The sequence below is a fragment of the Ructibacterium sp. SJQ-7 genome (assembly GCF_054696575.1).
Genome location: NZ_CP195193.1, coordinates 2649723 through 2669027, shown reverse-complemented (window position 1 = coordinate 2669027; position 19305 = coordinate 2649723). Strand labels below are relative to the sequence as shown.

The following is a 19305-nucleotide window of genomic DNA, read 5'->3' as shown; positions in this document are numbered from 1 at the left end:
TTCAAAACGCCGAAAATTTTTACACAATATTATAGTCGTTTTATTTTCGATTTTTGTGCAATTTTATTTTTACGGTGTATATATCGCCTTTCCAGACTCGCTTAAATCCATTGTTCCGCGGGCATTTTCAGTCAAACTGTTACTCATAACGGTTTCTCTGAACAGTCTTATTTTACGTTCAAGATCCAACTGCGTACCGCATTGTACGGTTATTCGGTTATCGTAGTTCATTGTTATGTCAGTCACATCGGTAACATTTATTTCGATAACCTTATCAAGAATACCCGTTGCCTCAAGCGTTGACAGCAAAATTTTTGTAATATCGAATTTTTCGTTTTCGTCGGTTTTTAAAATTTCACCCAATTTATAGTCCGTAACCGTCAATCCGGTTACTGTCGGTAATGTTTCACCGTTGTTGCCGGTATCGGTTAAAACTCTCAATTCAGAATTTACAAGCAATGTCTTACCGTCAATTTTTATATACGCAGACGGTGTATATTCCGTCACCGTAACTTTTACCGACGGTGGGAATAACCTTTTCTGCACATCAACGGTATCTATATATGGTATTGTTTTTAACGTATTCCTTATTTTTCGTCTGCCACTGCGGAAAAGATTTTGACCGACAAGCGGTTTTAGCTTTTCTTGGAACTGTTCGGCTGTTACGAGAACATTTCCCTCAACCGATACGGAACGAATGTTAAATATCGGTGTCATAAATAAGAGCACGCTTACAAGAACCACCGCCAAAACAAATCCCAGCAATGCACGTCTACGCTGTATTTTAAGACGCTGTTGCTTTTGTTTTTTTTGGTAGCGAATTTTTCGTTCAAGCTGTGTAGGTTCACGCCGAACACTTCTTTCGGGAACATCTTTATGTTCTTTCAAGGTTCTTTTCTCTAACCTGCTCCAATCATATTCAGTTGTAGTTTTTGTAACCTTACGACCGCCTGTTTTGACGACTCGTATATTACGATTATTTTCATCCATACTATCACCCTGAATTATTCTCGTCTGATTTTCGCTCCGCATTCAAGCAGATACTTTTCTATATTTTCATAACCTCTGTCTATAAATTCTGTGCCGCTAATCGTCGTTGTACCGTTTGCGGCAAGTGCCGCAACAACAAGTGATGCGCCTCCGCGCAGTTCCCTTGCAACAACATTTGCACCCTGCAAAGTGTTTACGCCTCTTACAACGGCACTTCTGCCTTCTACTTTTATGTCAGCACCCATTCGTGTAAGTTCATCAATATGCTGAAATCTGTTTTCAAATATATTTTCTATAAATACACTTGTTCCTCTTGCAACAGTTGCAAGCGCCATAAACGGCGATTGTATATCCGTCGGAAAACCCGGATACGGCATTGTTCTTACTATATGTATACTTTCAAGTTTCTTGGGAGCTTTCTGAATAATTTTATCTTTTTCTATTCTGAGCTGTACTCCCATATCCAAAAGCACATGGAGCATTGCTCCCATATCGCGTGGATTGACATTTTTAAGACATATCTCTCCGCCCGTAATCGCAGATGCGGCAAGATATGTTGCGGCAACAATACGATCGGGCATTATCGTATACTCCGCACCGTGAAGCTTGCTTACTCCCTCTATTTTTATTACACTGCCGCCCATACCGCGGACTTTTGCACCCATACAATTCAGGAAGTTACCCAAATCAACAATCTCCGGTTCACGCGCCGCATTTGTAATAGTGGTAAAGCCCTCCGCACAAACTGCGGCAAGCATAGCATTTTCTGTTGCTCCGACGCTCGGAAAATCAAGATGTATGTTTCCGCCGACAATCTTATCAGCACTGCATTTTATATAGCCGTGTTCTTCCTGAATATCGACACCGAGTTCACGCAAAGCCTTTAAATGCAAATCAATCGGTCTTAAACCAATCGGACAACCGCCGGGCATACTTACAACCGCTCTTTTGCACCTTGAAATTATCGCTCCCAAAAATATAATTGAAGAACGCATCTCGCGCATTAAATCTTCACATATTTTACAGTCACACATATCTCTTGTATCAACCGTTACGGTATTGCCTGCCCTTTGTACTCTGCAACCCAATCTTTCAAGTACCAAATCTGTTTTATCTACATCACGAAGATATGGACAGTTTTTCAAAGTACATACTCCGTCAGCCATAACCGTGGCTGCAAGTATCGGCAGTACGGCATTTTTCGCACCTTGTACACCGATTTCACCGCTTATCTTATTTCCGCCGTCTATAACAAGTTTGCCCACTTTAAACACCTCGCATTATAATATAATTCTCATATGATTATAATACGAAATATCTATAATTCTGTTACAGTCTTATTATTATAGCACATTTCAAAAAATTTTTAAAGGGTTAATTTATAAAAATAATATACCCTTAATATCAATGTAACAATGCAAAATTTGTCGGTTAAAAATTTCATACTATATAATAGATAAATCAAATTTTTTTCTTTTTTTACAAAAAAGTTCTTGACAATACCCACACCTTTATGGTAATATATTATGCGTAGCTTAAATAGATATGCGTCCGTAGCTCAGTTGGATAGAGTGAACGGCTACGAACCGTTAGGTCGTGGGTTCGAATCCCTCCGGGCGTACCATAAGTTACAATATCCGAACCTCGGTTCGGATATTTTTTTGTTTTTCTATAAAAAACAATATTTTTTGCAAAAAAGTATTGACAAAATAATTTTAATGTGCTATCATATTATTTGTCGTCAGACATTAAAACTGAATATGCGTGATTAGCTCAGTTGGTAGAGCACCTGACTCTTAATCAGGGTGTCCAGGGTTCGAACCCCTGATCGCGTACCACAAGTTGTAATATCCGAACTTTAGTTCGGATATTTTTTTGTACAAAAACAAAATATAGCCTCTTAGAACTATATTTATACAGAACTATATTGAGTTCATTAAACGAGATTTTAATACAATGTCAGTCTTCTTCTATTATTTGCATACTATTAATAACATTTTTATATTCTTTTGCAACTTCCCCAAATTGCTTATCAATCAAAATTTTATCACAATCTTCTCCGTTATGATTAATGTTATAAAGGGTTTCCGTAAGAGCCGAACTTGCCTTATAAAGTTTTCCGAAATCAAGACTTACTGACGAGCCTTTCAGAGTATGCGCACAAAGATACGCTTTTTCATACAATTCTTCATTCAAAGCCTTTTTCAATTCATTAAAAGCGGTATCGTTTTTGAAACACTGTACAAAGCGGACAACATATTTTTCATCAATGAGTCTTCTTTTGACTACTTCAAAATCACCGCCGACTTTATCATAAAAAACTTTCAGTCTCTTGGTCGTTCCTGCAATATTACCTCTGTATTCAATATAATTATAGTATTCTTTTTTAATTTCATTCAAATTTCGAGTTCTTATCGGCACAACATCGCCCGATTTCATTGTAAAATCATTCTCAACACTCTCTATCTTGTTCATATTAACAAGATAACTCTGATGACATCTCAAAAATGCTCTATGATTTATTTCTTCCTCAATATCATTAAGTTTCTTATATATTGTGTACTCGTTTCCGTCTGTGCGATGAAGAATACATTTTGAATTACTGCTCTCAATATATTCAATCTCACTGTACAACACTTGAATTACGGAATTGCGTTTTTTTATTTGGTATGTATGCATATTTTCATAATTGCTCAGCACTCTGTCAAGTACCATGCTGATTTTATCTATATCGTGCGGCTTAACCAAATAACCGCTCGCCTCAACGTCATAACTTTTAACCGCATATTTTGACGTTGTGGTAAGAAATATAATCTTACCTTTATAATTCATATTTCTAAGTTTTTCCGCAACTTGTATTCCGTTTAACTTGTCCATATACATATCAAGAAATATTATATCATAATACTCCCCATCTTCTATCGAATAAATTAAATTAACGCCGTTTTCATAGCTATCAATATTGTATTCAATAAATCTATCTGAGAAATAGATACTTAGTTGCTGACGGATTATTTCCCTATCACTTAGATTGTCATCACAAACTGCAATATCCATTTTTTAGGTTCACCTCACAAGGAATTATTCTATCATAATTATACCACAAATATGTATTTTTTGTCAAATTCATCGTAAACACCTTCATTTTCAATATATTCATATTTCTACGCTTATTTATGCTATAATTTTATCATACAAAAGGATAAAAGGAGAAGTATAAAATGGTAAACTACGGAGTGATTGAAGAAAAAATGTGTGATTCATGTATGGGGGAATACATCACCTATGGTATAGGTGCTTATACTACACAGGCTCACGAACTAATAACTTTTGTTTCGGATGTTTTTCCATGTAAGGATGACGCCGAAAAATTTGTGAATGTTTGTAATAAAAACGAACTTTCATTACATCATTTAAGAGATGTTATCGAAGATTTCATCTGAAATAAAAAAGCACTGAATAAATTAAACTTTGTTCGGTGCTTTTTTATTGCAATTCACTTTGAAAGGTGCTATACTTGATATGCAAAAAATATACAAAGGAGCATATGTATGAGTAAAGCACCATCGGATAATCAGTATTTCGGTACTGAAAAAACAATGAAAATTTTATTTAAGCTTGCGCCGCCCGTTATGCTGGCACAGCTTATTCAATCTTTATATAATATAGTAGACAGTTTTTTCATCGGTAAATTCTCAGGATACGCACTGACGGCACTTTCTGTAATATACCCTATGCAACTTTTGATATGTGCCGTTGCAGTCGGAACAGGTGTTGGCGTCAATACCGTTATGGCACGGTTTTACGGTCAAAAGCGAACTTCCAAAGCGATTAACACCGCCGGAATAGGAACTGTTATGGCTGTTGTGAGTTGGTTCATATTCGCTTTAATTTCATTTTTCATCATAAAACCGTATGCCTTAATCTCGGCAGAATCTGAAATTGTACATGAGTACACTATTACGTACGGAAGAATAATCGGAATTTTCAGCTTGGGAATATTCCTTGAAAGCACTTGGACAAAGATTTTGCAATCGCAAGGAGATATGAAAACACCTATGATTGCTCAGATTGTCGGTGCATTGACAAATATCGTACTCGACCCTATTTTAATTTTCGGAATGTTCGGAATTAAACCGATGGGTGTCGCAGGTGCTGCTGTTGCAACCGTCATAGGTCAGTCGCTCGCCGCTGTCATAACAGGTATTAAAGGATTTTATAAACCGCCGAAATTAAATATATTTTTGCCGTATGTAAAACAAATATATGCAGCAGGACTGCCGAATATTATTATGCAAGCATTGTGGACTGTATATATTCTCGGGCTGAACGTACTTCTTGCGTCATTCTCTGATGCATCCGTAACCGTGCTCGGTATTTATTATAAACTTCAAAGTTTCTTCTTTATTCCGCTTAATGCTCTCGGCGTATGCATAGTGCCTGTATTGAGCTTTAATTATGCGATAAACAGAAAAGACAGATGTAAACGCGTGTTTTGGGAAACTGTTGCCGTATCTGCCGCATTTATGCTTTTAGGCGTGGCGATATTTGTGCTTTTGCCCAAACAGTCAATCGGAATATTCTCAAATGATACAGAAGTTTTGAATATAGGTAATGTGGCTTTCCGAATAATCGGAGCAAGCTTTGTACCCGCCGCACTCTCGCTTACATTCCCTATTTTGTTTCAGGCTATCGGAAAAGGTAAGGAAAGTATTTTTATAACAGTGCTAAGACAAGTTGTACTTCTTGTTCCTCTTGCTTGGGTATTTTCGTTCGCAGGACTTAATTATGTATGGCTCACTTTTCCGGTTACAGAAATTATAACTTGCAGTGTCAGTATGATTTTTTATAAAAAAGTTTTTCATAAAAATGCGTAATTTTTGACTGTCGATTAAAAAAATCGACAGTTTTTTGTTATGAAAAATGGCTTAAAACCTATGGTTTTGAAAGTTCACTAAAAAAAGTTTAATTTTTTTCAAAAAAAGTGTTGACAAAAGGTATATGTTCTGCTATAATAATTTTTGTCAGTTGAGCTGATGAACAAACATCTGGAGAGATGTCTGAGTGGTTGAAAGAGCCGGTCTTGAAAACCGGTGACGGTTCCGCCGTCCGTGGGTTCGAATCCCACTCTCTCCTCCATTTAAAATTTTATATTTTGTACTGCATACAAAGCTAATTGCTATTTAGAACGGCAGCAATTTTAACTTGTTGTATGCTTTTCTTTTATGGAGAAGTACTCAAGAGGCCGAAGAGGCGCCCCTGCTAAGGGTGTAGGTCGGGAAACTGGCGCGAGGGTTCAAATCCCTCCTTCTCCGCCAAAACGTATAAACCATATAAATGCTTGAATATCAAGTGTTTATACGGTTTTTATTAGTATTACAATAAATTCGGTATACTTATTTTAGAAGAACATTCAGATAGGGGGATTTTTATAGCGAACCCTGCTCTGTGAGGAGACCGATTATTCTTTTTTATTGTATATTTATCTATATATGATATTTTTAGGAATTTCTTTATTCAAATTATACTCTTCCGTAATCAATACTCTTGATAGATGATATGCTGACTTACAATCATTACACCATATTTCACCATATCCGACTCCTCCGACATTTCCTACAAAAGTATAATCTGTATTATCACTCCCGCAATACGGGCATTTTCCGCTTGTTTTTGTTATTGCTATACTTTCTAAGTTTTTAATCCATTTCATGTCACAACACCCCCATAATATATAACACCATAATTTTATTATATCACATTTTTATTTTTTTCAACTGTAAATTTGCTTTACAAATATAATCATATTGTTTATAATAGTATTATAAACAATACACAAAACACAGGAGCATATAATGAACAAAATTGAATTTAAGCAATTCTTACAAAATACAAAAGACAATATACAAGAAAAACTCAATCCGAAAAAAATCGGTACAAAAATATCAGTGAGTTTAAAAAGTAAAAAAACACGCAAAAATCTAATAATCTATGCATTTTTAACATTATTCTGCATAGCATTTCTGTTACTTCTGTCTGCGTCCACAAGTCCGCTATACAAGGACTTATGCGACGGTGATTCAAGCATTTTCATATTCTTCGGAAAAGCGATAACGCTCGGCAAGGACGCATACAGAGATTATTTTGACCACAAAGGTCCGATTTTGTTTTACATAAATGCATTGGGATATTTCCTGACAAAATCAAAAGTAGGCGTATTCATACTACAATGTATATCCCTTTCAATATCTTCGATATTTATGTACAAAACGGCACGTTTTTTCACAAAACCGATACGCTCGGTAATTTGTGTTATAATCACCATTCTTGCATTCGGTGCGACAATCAGCGACGGCAACTTAACGGAAGAATACTGTATTCTCTACTGTATGATAGCGATTTACACCGCATTAAAATTCATCACAAAGCACCCAAAAGCACCTCACCCTCACAAAAATATGGTTATTTACGGAATATGTTTTGGAATTTGTGCATTTATCCGCGTAAACAACGGACTGATTATCTGCGGTATTGTATTCGTTACGATTATGACCGACTTTATAAACGAGCATATCAAAGAAATATTTAAAAATATACTGTATTTTATAGTCGGTGTATTGATAGTGGCAGTGCCTGTATGCCTTTTCTTCCTTATTAAAGGGACGCTGTCGGATATGTTGTTTTCTACTTTCGTATTCAACTTTCTATACGCGTCGGAAGGCTCATCAGAAAAGACATCATCAGCCATATTACTGCTTCTGCGATGGGTTGCACCTGTCTTGATGATGATATTCATATCGTCATTTTTCGCAAAACGACTTGGTCCAAAGGTTGCGTCATTTATCACAACAATATCCATATTCGCACTGATACCTATATTACTCGGTTTCAGTTACACGCATTATTACACAACGCTTATACCTTTAATACCGATTTATTGTGCTGTATTCTTCTATATTACATCAAATAAAATAAACATTCTTGCAGTAATACTTTGCGTAATAATGGCATTTCCGTTGGCAAATTACTTTGTTCAATCAGAGTCAAATATAGTGCATTACTCAAAGAAGTTGTATTCGCAAAGGCACCCTGCCAAAACAAGCGACGTATATTCGGATATTTATTACAGTGCAAAACAGCTTAGCTCGCAAATTCCCGATGAAGACAAAGACAGCGTATACTGCTACGACATTTCGGCAACTTGGCTTTTGCAAGCCGACATTATGCCTTGCTTTAAGATATTTATTCTTCAGGAATGGTGGTCGGAAATGTATCCCGAGTTCGGTCGTCAAATTAATCAAATGATGCTTGAAAAACAACCTAAGTGGGTTGTTATACACAATATCGACATTGTAAACAGTAAGCAGTTTATGAATATAATCAACAATAATTACGAGCTTGTCGATGAATACAGTTATGACCGATTATACAAATTGAAAACTCAATAAAAAAAACAGCTGTTGCAATTAGCAACAGCTATTTTCATGTTTATCTTTGTCATAGACAATGCAAAATGATTCTGTAGGATTTTTCACAGTCTTTTTAGCTTTCAAAGCCTTATCCAGCCCCACTCCCACAACTTCATTTGTTTTAAGCACATAAATTCCTGTTTTAACAATAATATGCGCGCCGGGATATTTTTCATTAATCATTTTACTGAATTGTTTATTTAACGCATCTATCTTATCAAAGCTTTCTAAATTTTTAAATCTGAACGCACTGAAAAAAATATCCGCACCGTCAATGTGAGTTATAATATTATAATCATTATCACTTGGCAAAATACAGTTTACAAACTCTGTAAAAACCTTATCTCCCTCAATCTGACCGAACCGTTCGTTGAAATCAAGCATTCCCGAAAAATCGGTATGTAACAGAGCAACCTGTTCGTCTTTTTCCTCTGCAAATTTTCTCAGTCTGCCTATCTGTTCATAAAACTTTGCAATAGTATAACAACTGGTTTTGCGGTCATAATCAATTATTTTTCTAAGCTTTTTCTCATTTTCCGTTTCCTTATCGCTTTGAGAAATGTACATCGTCATAAGCTTAGTCGCCATATTCAATTCAACGCATTCTTCTATCTGCCAAGGATTTTCATATCCGAATCTCGTACAAACAAACATAAAGAACGAATCTCCTGTTGTAATATTTGCATTATATACCACTTCACCATTCTTTTTATTCTTTTCAAATTCACGTTGAAACTTTAACGAAAATCCGTTTATTTTTTCATTTGAAAGAATAAATACAGGATATTTTTCAAAAAATTCTTTGAAATGCTCAATGTCAGAATGAGCATAATATCCTCTTTTTCCCGCATTATTCTGAAATTTCGGATCACTGCACCATTCATAGCTTATTGTGATTAAATCTTCCTTGGTATTGACCTTCATTATCTGAAACCAGTCAATATCGAACTTTTCAGCCACATACCGAATAATCTTATACATTGCGTCATCGCTGTTTTTCGCACTTGAAGAAAGTTCAAGGAATACTTTCATCATATCGCGTGTCTTAAATAATTCCGTACTGTTTTCGGCGTCCTCAGCTTCATAATCAATCGCATGGCTTGAATTGTCGTACACAATATTTTCATTGTATATCTCCCAGTGAGCCTTGCCATTCTTTTTTGTACTGTACAGTGCCTTATCTGCTTTTGAGAACAACGCTTTATAATCAGGCACTTCTTCAAATATTCTGCCGTCTGCCACTCCGACACTGCACGTTATTCTCTTATCGTCTGAAATATTAATCTTACATACATTGTCAACAACTCTGTCGGCATTCTCTGCTATTCTGCTACTTTTCAAAAACACGAAAAATTCATCACCGCCGTATCTTCCGACAATAGTGTCATCATCGGTTGCCTTGTTCAGCATTTCCGCAACCATGGCAATAACGGTATCACCGTATAAATGTCCGTATGTGTCATTTATATTTTTAAAATCATCAATATCAATAACAAACAGTGCGTAATCTCTGCTTTCGGGATTGGATTTTATATACTCATTAATCCTCTCGACGCCTGCATTTCTGTTATAGACATGAAGTACCGGGTCAATCTCGATTTTTTCTTTTAATTCTTTTTCATGATGTTTTTCGTCCTCGATATTCGTTATTGTTCCGAAAATTCTTTTAAGATTACCCTTTTCATCATGTTCAAAATTTCTGAAAATGCGGTGCCATTCATAATTCTTATTACCCGGCAACTTCATTCTGACGCTTATATTTTCTACTTTTTCATTGAATATGTTTTCTTTAAGATAACCGTAATCTCTTTTATCCGCAAGCTCATAAACAGCATCTTCCGTATTATTGGGAACAGACAGTTTTTTCAGTTCGGTTTGACCTTTCACCGGAATATATAAAGTCATATTATCGTCCGCTACGTTATGTTCAAAAACAATGTTTTTTGAACTTTTAAGAGCAAATGTAAAACATCTTCTCTCATCTTTCATCCTGACAAGATTCGTATGCTGTTCCGTAACGTCCATAAGAATACCGAGAATATCATTTTCATTATATTTAGTCAAATGCATACAAATATAACGTATCGATCCGTCCGAAACAATACATTTGTATACCACTTCATTTTTATCTTTCAAATCAGCTATAATATTTTTGTCTTCTTCGCAAATATTAAGACTTTCAAAATTTCCGTTCGCATAGGTCGAATAATAGTAATCATTCGCCGAAATAATTTTAAGCGTACTGTCATTTTGAAACGCAACAACGCCACATGGCATTATATTATAGCTTTCGTCCTTAAAATATTTTTTCAACATTACAACTGCCTCAACCTTTTTATAAATTATCGGTATAAATATTCTATCACAAAAAATGTATCAAGTAAATATTTTTCGACCTATTTTATTATAAAAAAACAACCGTATCTATATAAGAATACGATTGTCTGAGAGAGAGATTTATTTTACGGTTATATAATAACACAATAATTAAATTTATTCCATTGCATTTGTTGTCCAAAATATTGCAAATATTGTCCTGTTATGCTATAATAATTGTGTAGGAGGTGTATTTTATGGATGCAATTTCATATAAACAGAAAGAATATCTTTACAGTTATTTCCGTTCAAAGCCTCCGGAGCTTAACTTGCACCTTCATAAATATTATGAATTTCTATATTTTATATCGGGTGATGCAACGTACATAGTCGAAGATAATCTATATAAAATTCACCCCGGCGATATTTTGCTTACAAAACCCGGAGAACTTCATACGATTTTCTTTCAATCAGAAAAGCCGTATGAGCGCATTTTTATGCAGATACATCCCGACTTTATCACCGAATTTGATTTGTTTGATAAAATAAATTCTTCACCTATTGGCGAAAATAACAGAATACCGTCAGACATTGTTCAGTCTTTCGGACTTTACGATTATTTCAAAAATGTTGAACATTACATTTTAAACAGAGTACCCGAAAGTGACGCTATGATAAAATCGTATTTTTTACAGTTTCTTGTCGCGGTAAATCATGCACTTGACAACACCGTTTTGCCGATAAAACCGACAAATAATAACCGTATTGACGATATAATAGATTACCTTACCGATAATATTTCCGCAGATATAACACTGGATTTTTTAGCAGAAAAATTTTTTATTAATAAGTATTATATGTGCCATACATTTAAAAAACAGACCGGTATTACAATAAAAGAATTTATGAATACAAGAAAAATCACTAAGGCGAAACAAGTGCTTTCCGAAGGTGCGGATATTATGGGGCTTTGCTATGAATGTGGGTTTAATGATTATTCCACGTTTTATAAAGCGTTTAAAAAACTTACCGGTAAATCGCCGAAAGATTTTTTGACTGGTGATTAATTTTTGCCACTCCGTCACTTCGTGACACCTCTCCTCAAGGAGAGGCTTTTTGGCTCCCCTTGTGGGGAGCTGTCGGCAACGCCGACTGTGGGGTGGCTTCTCGGGACATCGTGGCGCCGTCCCCTACTGCCTTAATATCCTATAAAAAGGGCGACCAATGGTCGCCCCTACATACAATATTGTTTAACATAAGCGATTGTTTAACATAAGCGGTCATCTGCCATTCATATTCGTACGGGCGGTCATTGGCCGCCCTTTAACATTCCACACATAAAAAAAAACAGCGGTCAAAGACCGCCGTTTTTACATCAATGACTCAACATATATTTGAAGTATTTCATCTTTTGACGGAACGAACATACTGTTTAGTGTACCGCCTGCATTTTGAGCAATTTCTGCATACAATTCAAGTTCTTCTTTTTCAAACTTTTCTTTATCACCCAAAATTTTCACGAGAATATTTTTAAATTCTTCTGCACTGTCTAAATTCATACAAGACAATATTTCCTTAACTCTGTCCTTATCATTTCTTTCAATATACTTTGTAAACTCACCGAGCAACAATCCGTTTGCTCTGCCGTGGTCGATATTTTTGAAATATGTAAGCAAATAGCCCATTGCGTGTACCGCCGTTGTTTTTGTTTGCGATATAACAACACCTCCAAGCATTGACGCATAAAGCAGTTTTTCTCTGTCGTCTTCCGTAAGTTCACCGCTAATTAAATCATCAAATGTTGACGCAATAATTTTAACAGCCTCTTTAGCGATTACATCAGCCATTATATTCGCCCTCTTTGACATCATTCCTTCAACCGAATGTGAAAGTGAATCTATTGCGGTATTGACCGTAGTGGCAAGTCCGAGATTTTTTGTGTATTTTGCGTCAAGCAATGCGTATGTTGGGAAAAGGCATGGTGACGCAATACTTTTTTTTGTCTGTTTTTCGTGGTTTGTCAAAATCGCATACGGTGTAACCTCCGAACCGGTTCCGGCAGTTGTCGGAATATGTATCATAGGAAGTGCCTTATTGCCTATGTTGCCGTCAAACAAATTCTTTCTTTCAATGTCCGATACTGCCAGCAATGCAATGGCCTTTGCCGAGTCCATCGGCGAGCCGCCGCCTATGGCAATAACAAAATCAACTTCTTCCTCCATTGCCGTTTCCGCACCGTCATACACACACTCAACTGTCGGATTACTCATAACCTTATCGAATATTACATATTCAATATTATTCTTTTCAAGTGCATATTTCACATCGTCAAGTGCACCGCTTAATTTTGCGGAATTTTTGCCTGTTACGATAAGTGCTTTCTTTCCTATTTTGAAAACATCGCTGTTTTCTCTGACACAATTCTTTCCCACAATAACCTTTGTAGGCATATAAAATCCCAAATTCATAAACTTAAACACCCTTTCTACAACAAAATAAGCAACAAAAGCAAGCTATAAATAGCTTGCTTTGATTCTTATTTCTTCAATTCTCTTATTTCTTCTCCAAGGAAGCAGAAACCAAAGTAACCCTTTACCTGAATTTTATCAAGGAATTTAGACAATTTCTTTGGCTTTTCATAGATTACAACATCATAATCCTTACGCAGTTTTTCTGCCTCTTCTATAGCATTTACAATGTCTGCTTTATCGTGAAGTAAAGCAATTCTCTTTTTAGTATCTGGAATTGTATATCCTGCCTCTGTAAGAAGTGAGAAAATTCTTTCAAAACCTATTGAAAACCCTACCGCAGGAATATTTTCACCCGTAAATTTACCGATTAAGTTATCATAACGACCGCCGCCGGCAATAGAGCCTTTAAACTTATCGCTTACGATTTCAAAAACAGTACCTGTATAATATCCCTGACCTCTTACAAGCGAAATATCGAACTTAATCTTATACGCACCGTCCGAAAGTTTTTCAACGGCATTAATTATTGTTTCAATACTTTCGGCAGATTCTTCACCGCAAACATCTTTTACGCTTTCAACAGTAAGTGGTTTTGCGATGACTTCACCGAATTTTGCGATAGCACCGCCGTCAAAGCCTTTATCCGTAAGCTCACCGATAACGCCCTCAGTACCGATTTTATCCATTTTATCAAATGTAATACACACGCTGTCAAGCTGACTTTCTTCAAAGCCTACACCTTTAAGCAATGCTCTTAAAATTCTTCTGTCATTGATTTTTACGGTAAAGTCTTTTATATCAAGCGACAAAAGTGCTTTTGCTGTTGTATGAATAAGCTCGATTTCAGAGCTTATAGAAGATGAACCGATTATATCAATATCGCACTGCACAAACTCACGAAGTCTGCCCTTTTGCGGTCTTTCCGCTCTGTACACCTTATCAATCTGTATACACTTTGCAGGAAGAACAAGTTGTTCACGATTATTTGCATAATATCTTGAAAGCGGAAGTGTAAGGTCATATCTAAGTCCCATATCGCAAAGCTTATTTGTATCACCGCTGTCCATTGCTTTCTTTAGCTTATCTCCACGCTTTAAAATTTTAAATATCAAATTAAGATTATCACCGCCGTCACTCTTATCAAGATTTTCAATATCTTCAACTGCAGGCGTCATAATACGTTCAAAGCCGGCGTCCTGATATGTATTTAAAATTTGATTTTGAAGATAATCTCTAAGTCTGACCTCTTCGGGAAGATAATCATTTGTACCTTTTACTGTTGTGATTTTCATTTTCTATCTCCTTTTGCCATTTTTATCATAAGCTCATATATTTTTTCAAGTGCGTCTACTTTGGCAAGCGGTTTCAAATTTTCCGACATTTCTTTCAATCTCTCCTTATCGCTTACCATAGACATTATTTTATCGTATAATGCGTCAGACGTCAAATCTTTTTCTAAAATTAATTCTGCCGCATTCTTATTTTCAAATTCTCTTGCATTCTGCTCTTGGTGATTACGGACAACATTCGGTGACGGAATAAGTATTGACGGTTTACCGAGTGCAGCAATTTCGCTTACGGTTATCGCACCTGCTCTTGATACAACAACGTCTGCCGCCGCCATACACTCCGCCATATTGTCAATATATGACACAATCTTTATGTTATCCGAAAGAGTTATTCTGCTCTCCTTAATTTTATTCATTATTTTATCGTAATTTCTGTCACCGGTTCCGAACAGCAATTCGATTTTATTGTCCTTTGATATTCTGTCAAGCATACCGATTACCGTATCATTAATTCTGTCCGCACCCAAACTGCCGCCGAAAATAAGCACAAACGGCTTTTTTATGCCGAGCTTTTCTCTTGACTTTTTGTAATCGGAATGAAGTATTTCACTTCTGAGCGGATTGCCTGTTACAACACATTTTTCCTTATGCTGCATATGATTAATTGTTTCTTCAAAGCTGAGTGCAAGATATGTAACATAATTTGCACTGCCTTTTACCGTCATACCCGGATACACATTTTGCTCATGTATAAGCGACGGCACTTTCATTTTCTTTGATGCCATAGCAACAGGGCCGCTTACATATCCGCCCGTACAAACGATACAGTCGGGTTTAAATTCCTTTATAATCTTATTACACTTTCTTCTTGCGGAAATAAGTTTTTTTACCGTTTCAAAATTTCTGAAAATATGCTTTCTGTCAAAACCTTGTATTTCGATATATTCAATATCATATCCTGCTTTCGGTACAAGTTTTGTTTCAAGTCCCGATTTTGTACCGACAAACAAAGCCTTAAAATCCTTATCCTGTTTAGCTGCATAATCGGCGATTGAAATAGCCGGATTAATATGTCCGCCTGTTCCTCCGCCCGCAAATAATACTCTCATAAATCTTCCTCCACATTAATCTTTTACGGAATGTCTTGATATATTAAGCAATACTCCCATTTCACATAAAAGCGTTATTATTGCCGTACCGCCGTAACTGAAAAACGGCAATGCGACACCTGTATTCGGTACGCTTGACGTTGCAACGGCGATATTAAGTATCGTCTGAATAGCAAGCTGAGCCGCAATACCCACCGCAACAAGTGAGCCGTATGTATCGGGTGCATTCATAGCAATTCTTATTGCTCTTATAATAAGCGCCGCAAAAAGCAAAATTACAACAGCCGCACCGATAAGACCAAGTTCCTCACAAACAATCGCGAATATAAAGTCATTATACGGTTCAGGCAAATACGAATATTTCTGTACACTCTGTCCCAAGCCAAGTCCGAAAATACCGCCCGAGCCAATCGCATAAAGTCCTTGCACAACCTGATAACTTTCGTCACGAATATCCGCAAACGGATTCATAAAACTTGTTACGCGTGCCCATCTTACACCGCTGAGTGCGCGGACGCCGATTAAGCCGATCGGCAAAAGAATAAGTGCTCCGATAAGTACGGGTTTAATCGGTGTACCGCCTGCAATCATAACGCTTACACCGATACCGGCAATAACTATCGCACCGCTAAGGTGTGTTTCCATAAGCATAAGTCCGACAACTATAAGCATAACTCCTATATACGGCAAATTACCCTTAAGATGTTTCAAATTATATTTTCCCGAATCGACAAGTCGTGCAAAATACATCGCTATAACGGGTTTCATAAATTCCGACGGTTGAAGCTGAAGAAACGGAGTATTAAGCCATCTTCTCGAACCGTTCAATTTTACGCCCAAACCCGGTATAAGAACGCAGACCAAAAGTATTGTACATACAATCATAAACTTCGGAACGGTATTTTTATATTTATTGTAATCAATCCTTGAAATAACCCACATTCCGATAAGTCCCAATATTGCACAAAGGAATTGTTTATTAAAGAAGTAGTACGAATTATTATGTAAAGTATTTCCGGCAGGTGCAGACGCCGAGAGCAGCATTACCAAACCGAATGAAAGCAACAATATTACTATAAACAAAAATGTATAGTCTATCTCTCCCATTCGTGCAAGCTTAACCGGTTTTCCTATTTTAGCACGAGTTGTTCGTCTATTCTGTTTTATAGCTCTTTTAGGATATGCAGTCCCTGCCATATCTAAATCTCCTTCCGATTAATTCGTCTTAAATTGCAAAATATGCAACAGCACAAGTAATTACCGTTACCAATGTAAATACCGCAACGATTTTCTTTTCTTTCCAACCGCACATTTCAAAATGGTGGTGAATAGGGCTCATCTTGAATATTCTTCTTCCCTCACCGTATTTCTTCTTTGTATATTTGAAATATGCAGTCTGCATAATTACAGAAAGTGTTTCCATAAAGTATACAAAACCTATCAATATAAGGTGTATAGGCATTTTTAGGTCAATCGCCATAAGTGCAACCGACGCACCCAAGAAAAGTGAGCCTGTATCACCCATAAACACCTTTGCAGGATATTTATTATACCACAAAAATCCTATCAAACCGCCGATTAATGCCGCTGAAAATACAGTCACGCCATACTCTTTAAATACGATATATGACACAAGCATAAAGAATATTCCAACTATTGTCGTTATACTTGATGCCAAACCGTCAAGTCCGTCTGTAAGATTTACAGCATTTACAACACCTACGACAACGAACATTACGAACGGTATGTAAAGCCATATCGGCATTATCCATTCAATACTTGTAAACGGTATTTTAATCGCCGTATCAAGCTCGCCTATGAAGTAAAGCACTGCAATATAAATTGCCGCAAGCACAACTTGCATTATGAATTTCTGCGGTGCTGTAAGTCCGAGATTACGTTTTTTTACTACTTTAATGTAATCGTCCACAAAACCGATAACACCGAAACCGAGTGAAATTACAAACAATACAATACATCTTGCGTATGTCGTGTTAAAATTACCGTTCATTGCAAAAATGACGGTTGTTACAAGTATCGCAATCGCCATTGCAACTATGAACATAATACCGCCCATTGTCGGTGTACCCGATTTTTTCTGGTGCCACTTCGGACCTTCTTCTCTTATTTCCTGACCGAATTTAAGTTTTCTGAGCCACGGAATAAACACAGGTCCGAACACAAGCGTTACAACAAGTGCAACGACAAGTGTAAGCAATGATGACATTAACATTTCTTTTATCAATTCCATTTTTTAATCCTTTTCCTCTCGTTATTTATTTTTAATTGTGTTATATACTTCTTCAAAGTGCATTCCTCTTGACGCCTTTATAAGCACCGCGTCACCGCTCTTGATTTCATCTTTGACATAGTTGCACACTTCAAGAGTTTTATCAAATGACACTATATTTTCTACACCGTTATCCTTTGCACCTTGTGCAAGATATTTCATATTTTCACCGGCTGTTATAAGCAAGTCCACTCCGTTCTCCTTGACAACCTTACCGAGATTGTAATGTGCGTCTTTTGCAAAATCGCCCATTTCAAGCACGTCGCCCAAAATTGCGACTTTTCTGTTTTTATCTGTATCCGCAAGCACTCCGAGTGCCGCTTTAATCGAATCCGGTGACGCATTATAACAGTCATTGATTATCGTAATACCGTTATATTCTTCAACAGCCAATCTCATTTTTGTAAGTTCAAAACTGCGTATTCCCTCTGCAATCTTATCCATAGGCACATCAAATTCACGTCCTACGCATATTGCCGCAAGTGCATTGTACACATTATGTTTACCCGGAATATTTACTTCAATAGGATATTCGCCGCCGTCAACAACTGCGGTGAATTTAATTCCGTTAAGTCCGTTATTTTCAATATCCTTTGCGTAAACATCATTTTCGGGATTTGTTATACCGTAATATACTACCTTGTATTCACCCATACCCTTTGTTTTTGAAAGGTAATCGTCATCACCGTTTACTATAAGTGTATTATCCTTTGTAAACAGCTTTGTCATTTCCATTTTCGCCTTGAAAATGCCTTCGCGTGAGCCGAGATTTTCAATATGCGACTGACCGATGTTTGTTATAACCGCAACATCAGGTCTGCCTATATCAGCAAGATGTTCTATTTCACCGAAATGGTTCATTCCCATTTCAAGAACAGCCGCCTCATGTTCTTTTTCAAGTCCGAAAATCGTAATAGGCAAACCTATTTCATTATTGAAGTTGCCCATTGTCTTAAGTGTATTATACTTCTGTGAAAGGACTGATGCAAGCATATCTTTAGTAGTAGTTTTTCCCACACTGCCCGTAACGGAAACAGTCGGAACATTATACTTTTGCTTGTAATACTTTGCAATGTCGCCGAATGCTTTTAATGTATCTTCAACCTTTACGATTGTCTTATCTACTAAAAGCTCGGTATCTCTCTGTGTCAAAACAGCCGAAGCACCAAGGTCGAAAGCCGCCTTTATAAATTCGTGACCGTCAAACTTTTCACCGACAAGCGGCACAAAGAGCACACCTGCCGTAACCTTTCTCGAATCACTGATTACATCGTTAAAAGTTTGGTGTATGTCACCGCTTAAAAGTGTTCCCCCAGTTGCTTTTAATACATCTTCAATCGTCATTGCCTGCATAATAAATTAAATCCTTTC

Annotated in this window: 15 protein-coding genes and 4 tRNA genes; 8 read left to right on the top strand and 11 right to left on the bottom strand. The window is 36.6% G+C overall.

The window, feature by feature from the left end; genetic code table 11:
- Positions 1–69 precede the first annotated feature (69 nt).
- Together ACSAMO_RS11655 and murA are read right to left on the bottom strand one after the other, a co-directional pair.
- A complete protein-coding gene (locus ACSAMO_RS11655; RefSeq protein WP_412579655.1) occupies positions 70–990 on the bottom strand; it encodes a cell division protein FtsQ/DivIB in 921 nt (306 codons plus the stop codon).
- A 14-nt stretch (positions 991–1004) separates the two neighbouring features.
- Entirely contained in the window at positions 1005–2255 is a 1251-nt protein-coding gene (murA, locus tag ACSAMO_RS11650; RefSeq protein WP_412579657.1) for a UDP-N-acetylglucosamine 1-carboxyvinyltransferase, read from the bottom strand.
- A gap of 282 nt (positions 2256–2537) precedes the next feature.
- Here murA and ACSAMO_RS11645 point away from each other — a divergent pair.
- Together ACSAMO_RS11645 and ACSAMO_RS11640 are read left to right on the top strand one after the other, a co-directional pair.
- Positions 2538–2614 (top strand) — tRNA-Arg (locus ACSAMO_RS11645).
- 138 nt (positions 2615–2752) lie between these two features.
- Positions 2753–2828 (top strand) — tRNA-Lys (locus ACSAMO_RS11640).
- A gap of 121 nt (positions 2829–2949) precedes the next feature.
- Here ACSAMO_RS11640 and ACSAMO_RS11635 read toward each other — a convergent pair.
- On the bottom strand, positions 2950–4047 hold the full coding sequence (locus ACSAMO_RS11635; RefSeq protein WP_412614050.1) for a LytTR family transcriptional regulator DNA-binding domain-containing protein: 1098 nt from the start codon (positions 4045–4047) through the stop codon (positions 2950–2952).
- Positions 4048–4211: 164 nt separating this feature from the next.
- On the opposite strand from ACSAMO_RS11635, the gene ACSAMO_RS11630 reads away from it, so the two are divergent.
- From ACSAMO_RS11630 to ACSAMO_RS11615, 4 genes are all read left to right on the top strand, one after another.
- A complete protein-coding gene (locus ACSAMO_RS11630) occupies positions 4212–4433 on the top strand; it encodes a DUF6514 family protein (protein WP_022230909.1) in 222 nt (73 codons plus the stop codon).
- 108 nt (positions 4434–4541) lie between these two features.
- A complete protein-coding gene (locus tag ACSAMO_RS11625; RefSeq protein WP_412614051.1) occupies positions 4542–5867 on the top strand; it encodes an MATE family efflux transporter in 1326 nt (441 codons plus the stop codon).
- Between the two features lie 173 nt (positions 5868–6040).
- Positions 6041–6129, top strand: a tRNA-Ser gene (locus ACSAMO_RS11620).
- Positions 6130–6217: 88 nt separating this feature from the next.
- Positions 6218–6308, top strand: a tRNA-Ser gene (locus ACSAMO_RS11615).
- A 164-nt stretch (positions 6309–6472) separates the two neighbouring features.
- On the opposite strand, the gene ACSAMO_RS11610 is transcribed toward ACSAMO_RS11615, so the two are convergent.
- A complete protein-coding gene (locus ACSAMO_RS11610) occupies positions 6473–6703 on the bottom strand; it encodes a hypothetical protein (RefSeq protein ID WP_412294905.1) in 231 nt (76 codons plus the stop codon).
- A gap of 142 nt (positions 6704–6845) precedes the next feature.
- Here ACSAMO_RS11610 and ACSAMO_RS11605 point away from each other — a divergent pair, with 142 nt between their 5' ends.
- Positions 6846–8438 (top strand): glycosyltransferase family 39 protein, encoded by a 1593-nt coding sequence (locus tag ACSAMO_RS11605; protein ID WP_147515046.1) that lies wholly within the window; start codon positions 6846–6848, stop codon positions 8436–8438.
- An 18-nt stretch (positions 8439–8456) separates the two neighbouring features.
- Here ACSAMO_RS11605 and ACSAMO_RS11600 read toward each other — a convergent pair whose 3' ends face one another.
- Positions 8457–10775 carry a GGDEF domain-containing protein gene (locus ACSAMO_RS11600; protein WP_337869816.1) on the bottom strand — a complete coding sequence of 773 codons (2319 nt, stop codon included), beginning with the start codon at positions 10773–10775 and terminating at the stop codon, positions 8457–8459.
- Positions 10776–11032: 257 nt separating this feature from the next.
- Between ACSAMO_RS11600 and ACSAMO_RS11595 the strand changes: the two genes are divergently transcribed.
- The gene (locus ACSAMO_RS11595) at positions 11033–11842 is read left to right on the top strand and encodes a helix-turn-helix domain-containing protein (protein ID WP_499209377.1); all 810 of its coding nucleotides are present in this window, start codon (positions 11033–11035) and stop codon (positions 11840–11842) included.
- 303 nt (positions 11843–12145) lie between these two features.
- Here the strand turns inward: ACSAMO_RS11595 and ACSAMO_RS11590 are convergent, their stop codons facing one another.
- The 6 genes from ACSAMO_RS11590 to ACSAMO_RS11565 all read right to left on the bottom strand — a co-directional run bounded on the left by ACSAMO_RS11590 (position 12146) and on the right by ACSAMO_RS11565 (position 19287).
- Positions 12146–13243: an iron-containing alcohol dehydrogenase family protein gene (locus tag ACSAMO_RS11590; RefSeq protein ID WP_499209376.1), complete on the bottom strand. Its 1098-nt coding sequence runs from the start codon at positions 13241–13243 to the stop codon at positions 12146–12148.
- 68 nt (positions 13244–13311) lie between these two features.
- Complete coding sequence (gene hisS / locus ACSAMO_RS11585; protein WP_499209375.1) at positions 13312–14538, bottom strand: histidine--tRNA ligase; 1227 nt, start codon at positions 14536–14538, stop codon at positions 13312–13314.
- Complete coding sequence (gene murG, locus ACSAMO_RS11580; RefSeq protein WP_499209374.1) at positions 14535–15644, bottom strand: undecaprenyldiphospho-muramoylpentapeptide beta-N-acetylglucosaminyltransferase; 1110 nt, start codon at positions 15642–15644, stop codon at positions 14535–14537. Before murG ends, hisS begins: the two co-directional genes overlap by 4 nt.
- 15 nt (positions 15645–15659) lie before the next feature.
- Positions 15660–16841, bottom strand: coding sequence for a putative lipid II flippase FtsW (gene ftsW / locus ACSAMO_RS11575; protein ID WP_118446067.1), 1182 nt, complete (start codon positions 16839–16841; stop codon positions 15660–15662).
- A 28-nt stretch (positions 16842–16869) separates the two neighbouring features.
- Positions 16870–17895: a phospho-N-acetylmuramoyl-pentapeptide-transferase gene (gene mraY, locus ACSAMO_RS11570; RefSeq protein ID WP_022230885.1), complete on the bottom strand. Its 1026-nt coding sequence runs from the start codon at positions 17893–17895 to the stop codon at positions 16870–16872.
- 21 nt (positions 17896–17916) lie between these two features.
- Positions 17917–19287: a UDP-N-acetylmuramoyl-tripeptide--D-alanyl-D-alanine ligase gene (locus ACSAMO_RS11565; protein WP_412599060.1), complete on the bottom strand. Its 1371-nt coding sequence runs from the start codon at positions 19285–19287 to the stop codon at positions 17917–17919.
- Positions 19288–19305: the final 18 nt, after the last annotated feature.

Coding starts and splice junctions, on each gene's coding strand:
- ACSAMO_RS11655 (WP_412579655.1), bottom strand. CDS start 990: ATGGATGAAAATAATCGTAATATACGAGTCGTCAAAACAGGCGGTCGT.
- ACSAMO_RS11635 (WP_412614050.1), bottom strand. CDS start 4,047: ATGGATATTGCAGTTTGTGATGACAATCTAAGTGATAGGGAAATAATC.
- ACSAMO_RS11630 (WP_022230909.1), top strand. CDS start 4,212: ATGGTAAACTACGGAGTGATTGAAGAAAAAATGTGTGATTCATGTATG.
- ACSAMO_RS11625 (WP_412614051.1), top strand. CDS start 4,542: ATGAGTAAAGCACCATCGGATAATCAGTATTTCGGTACTGAAAAAACA.
- ACSAMO_RS11610 (WP_412294905.1), bottom strand. CDS start 6,703: ATGAAATGGATTAAAAACTTAGAAAGTATAGCAATAACAAAAACAAGC.
- ACSAMO_RS11605 (WP_147515046.1), top strand. CDS start 6,846: ATGAACAAAATTGAATTTAAGCAATTCTTACAAAATACAAAAGACAAT.
- ACSAMO_RS11600 (WP_337869816.1), bottom strand. CDS start 10,775: ATGTTGAAAAAATATTTTAAGGACGAAAGCTATAATATAATGCCATGT.
- ACSAMO_RS11595 (WP_499209377.1), top strand. CDS start 11,033: ATGGATGCAATTTCATATAAACAGAAAGAATATCTTTACAGTTATTTC.
- ACSAMO_RS11590 (WP_499209376.1), bottom strand. CDS start 13,243: ATGAATTTGGGATTTTATATGCCTACAAAGGTTATTGTGGGAAAGAAT.
- hisS (WP_499209375.1), bottom strand. CDS start 14,538: ATGAAAATCACAACAGTAAAAGGTACAAATGATTATCTTCCCGAAGAG.
- murG (WP_499209374.1), bottom strand. CDS start 15,644: ATGAGAGTATTATTTGCGGGCGGAGGAACAGGCGGACATATTAATCCG.
- ftsW (WP_118446067.1), bottom strand. CDS start 16,841: ATGGCAGGGACTGCATATCCTAAAAGAGCTATAAAACAGAATAGACGA.
- mraY (WP_022230885.1), bottom strand. CDS start 17,895: ATGGAATTGATAAAAGAAATGTTAATGTCATCATTGCTTACACTTGTC.
- ACSAMO_RS11565 (WP_412599060.1), bottom strand. CDS start 19,287: ATGCAGGCAATGACGATTGAAGATGTATTAAAAGCAACTGGGGGAACA.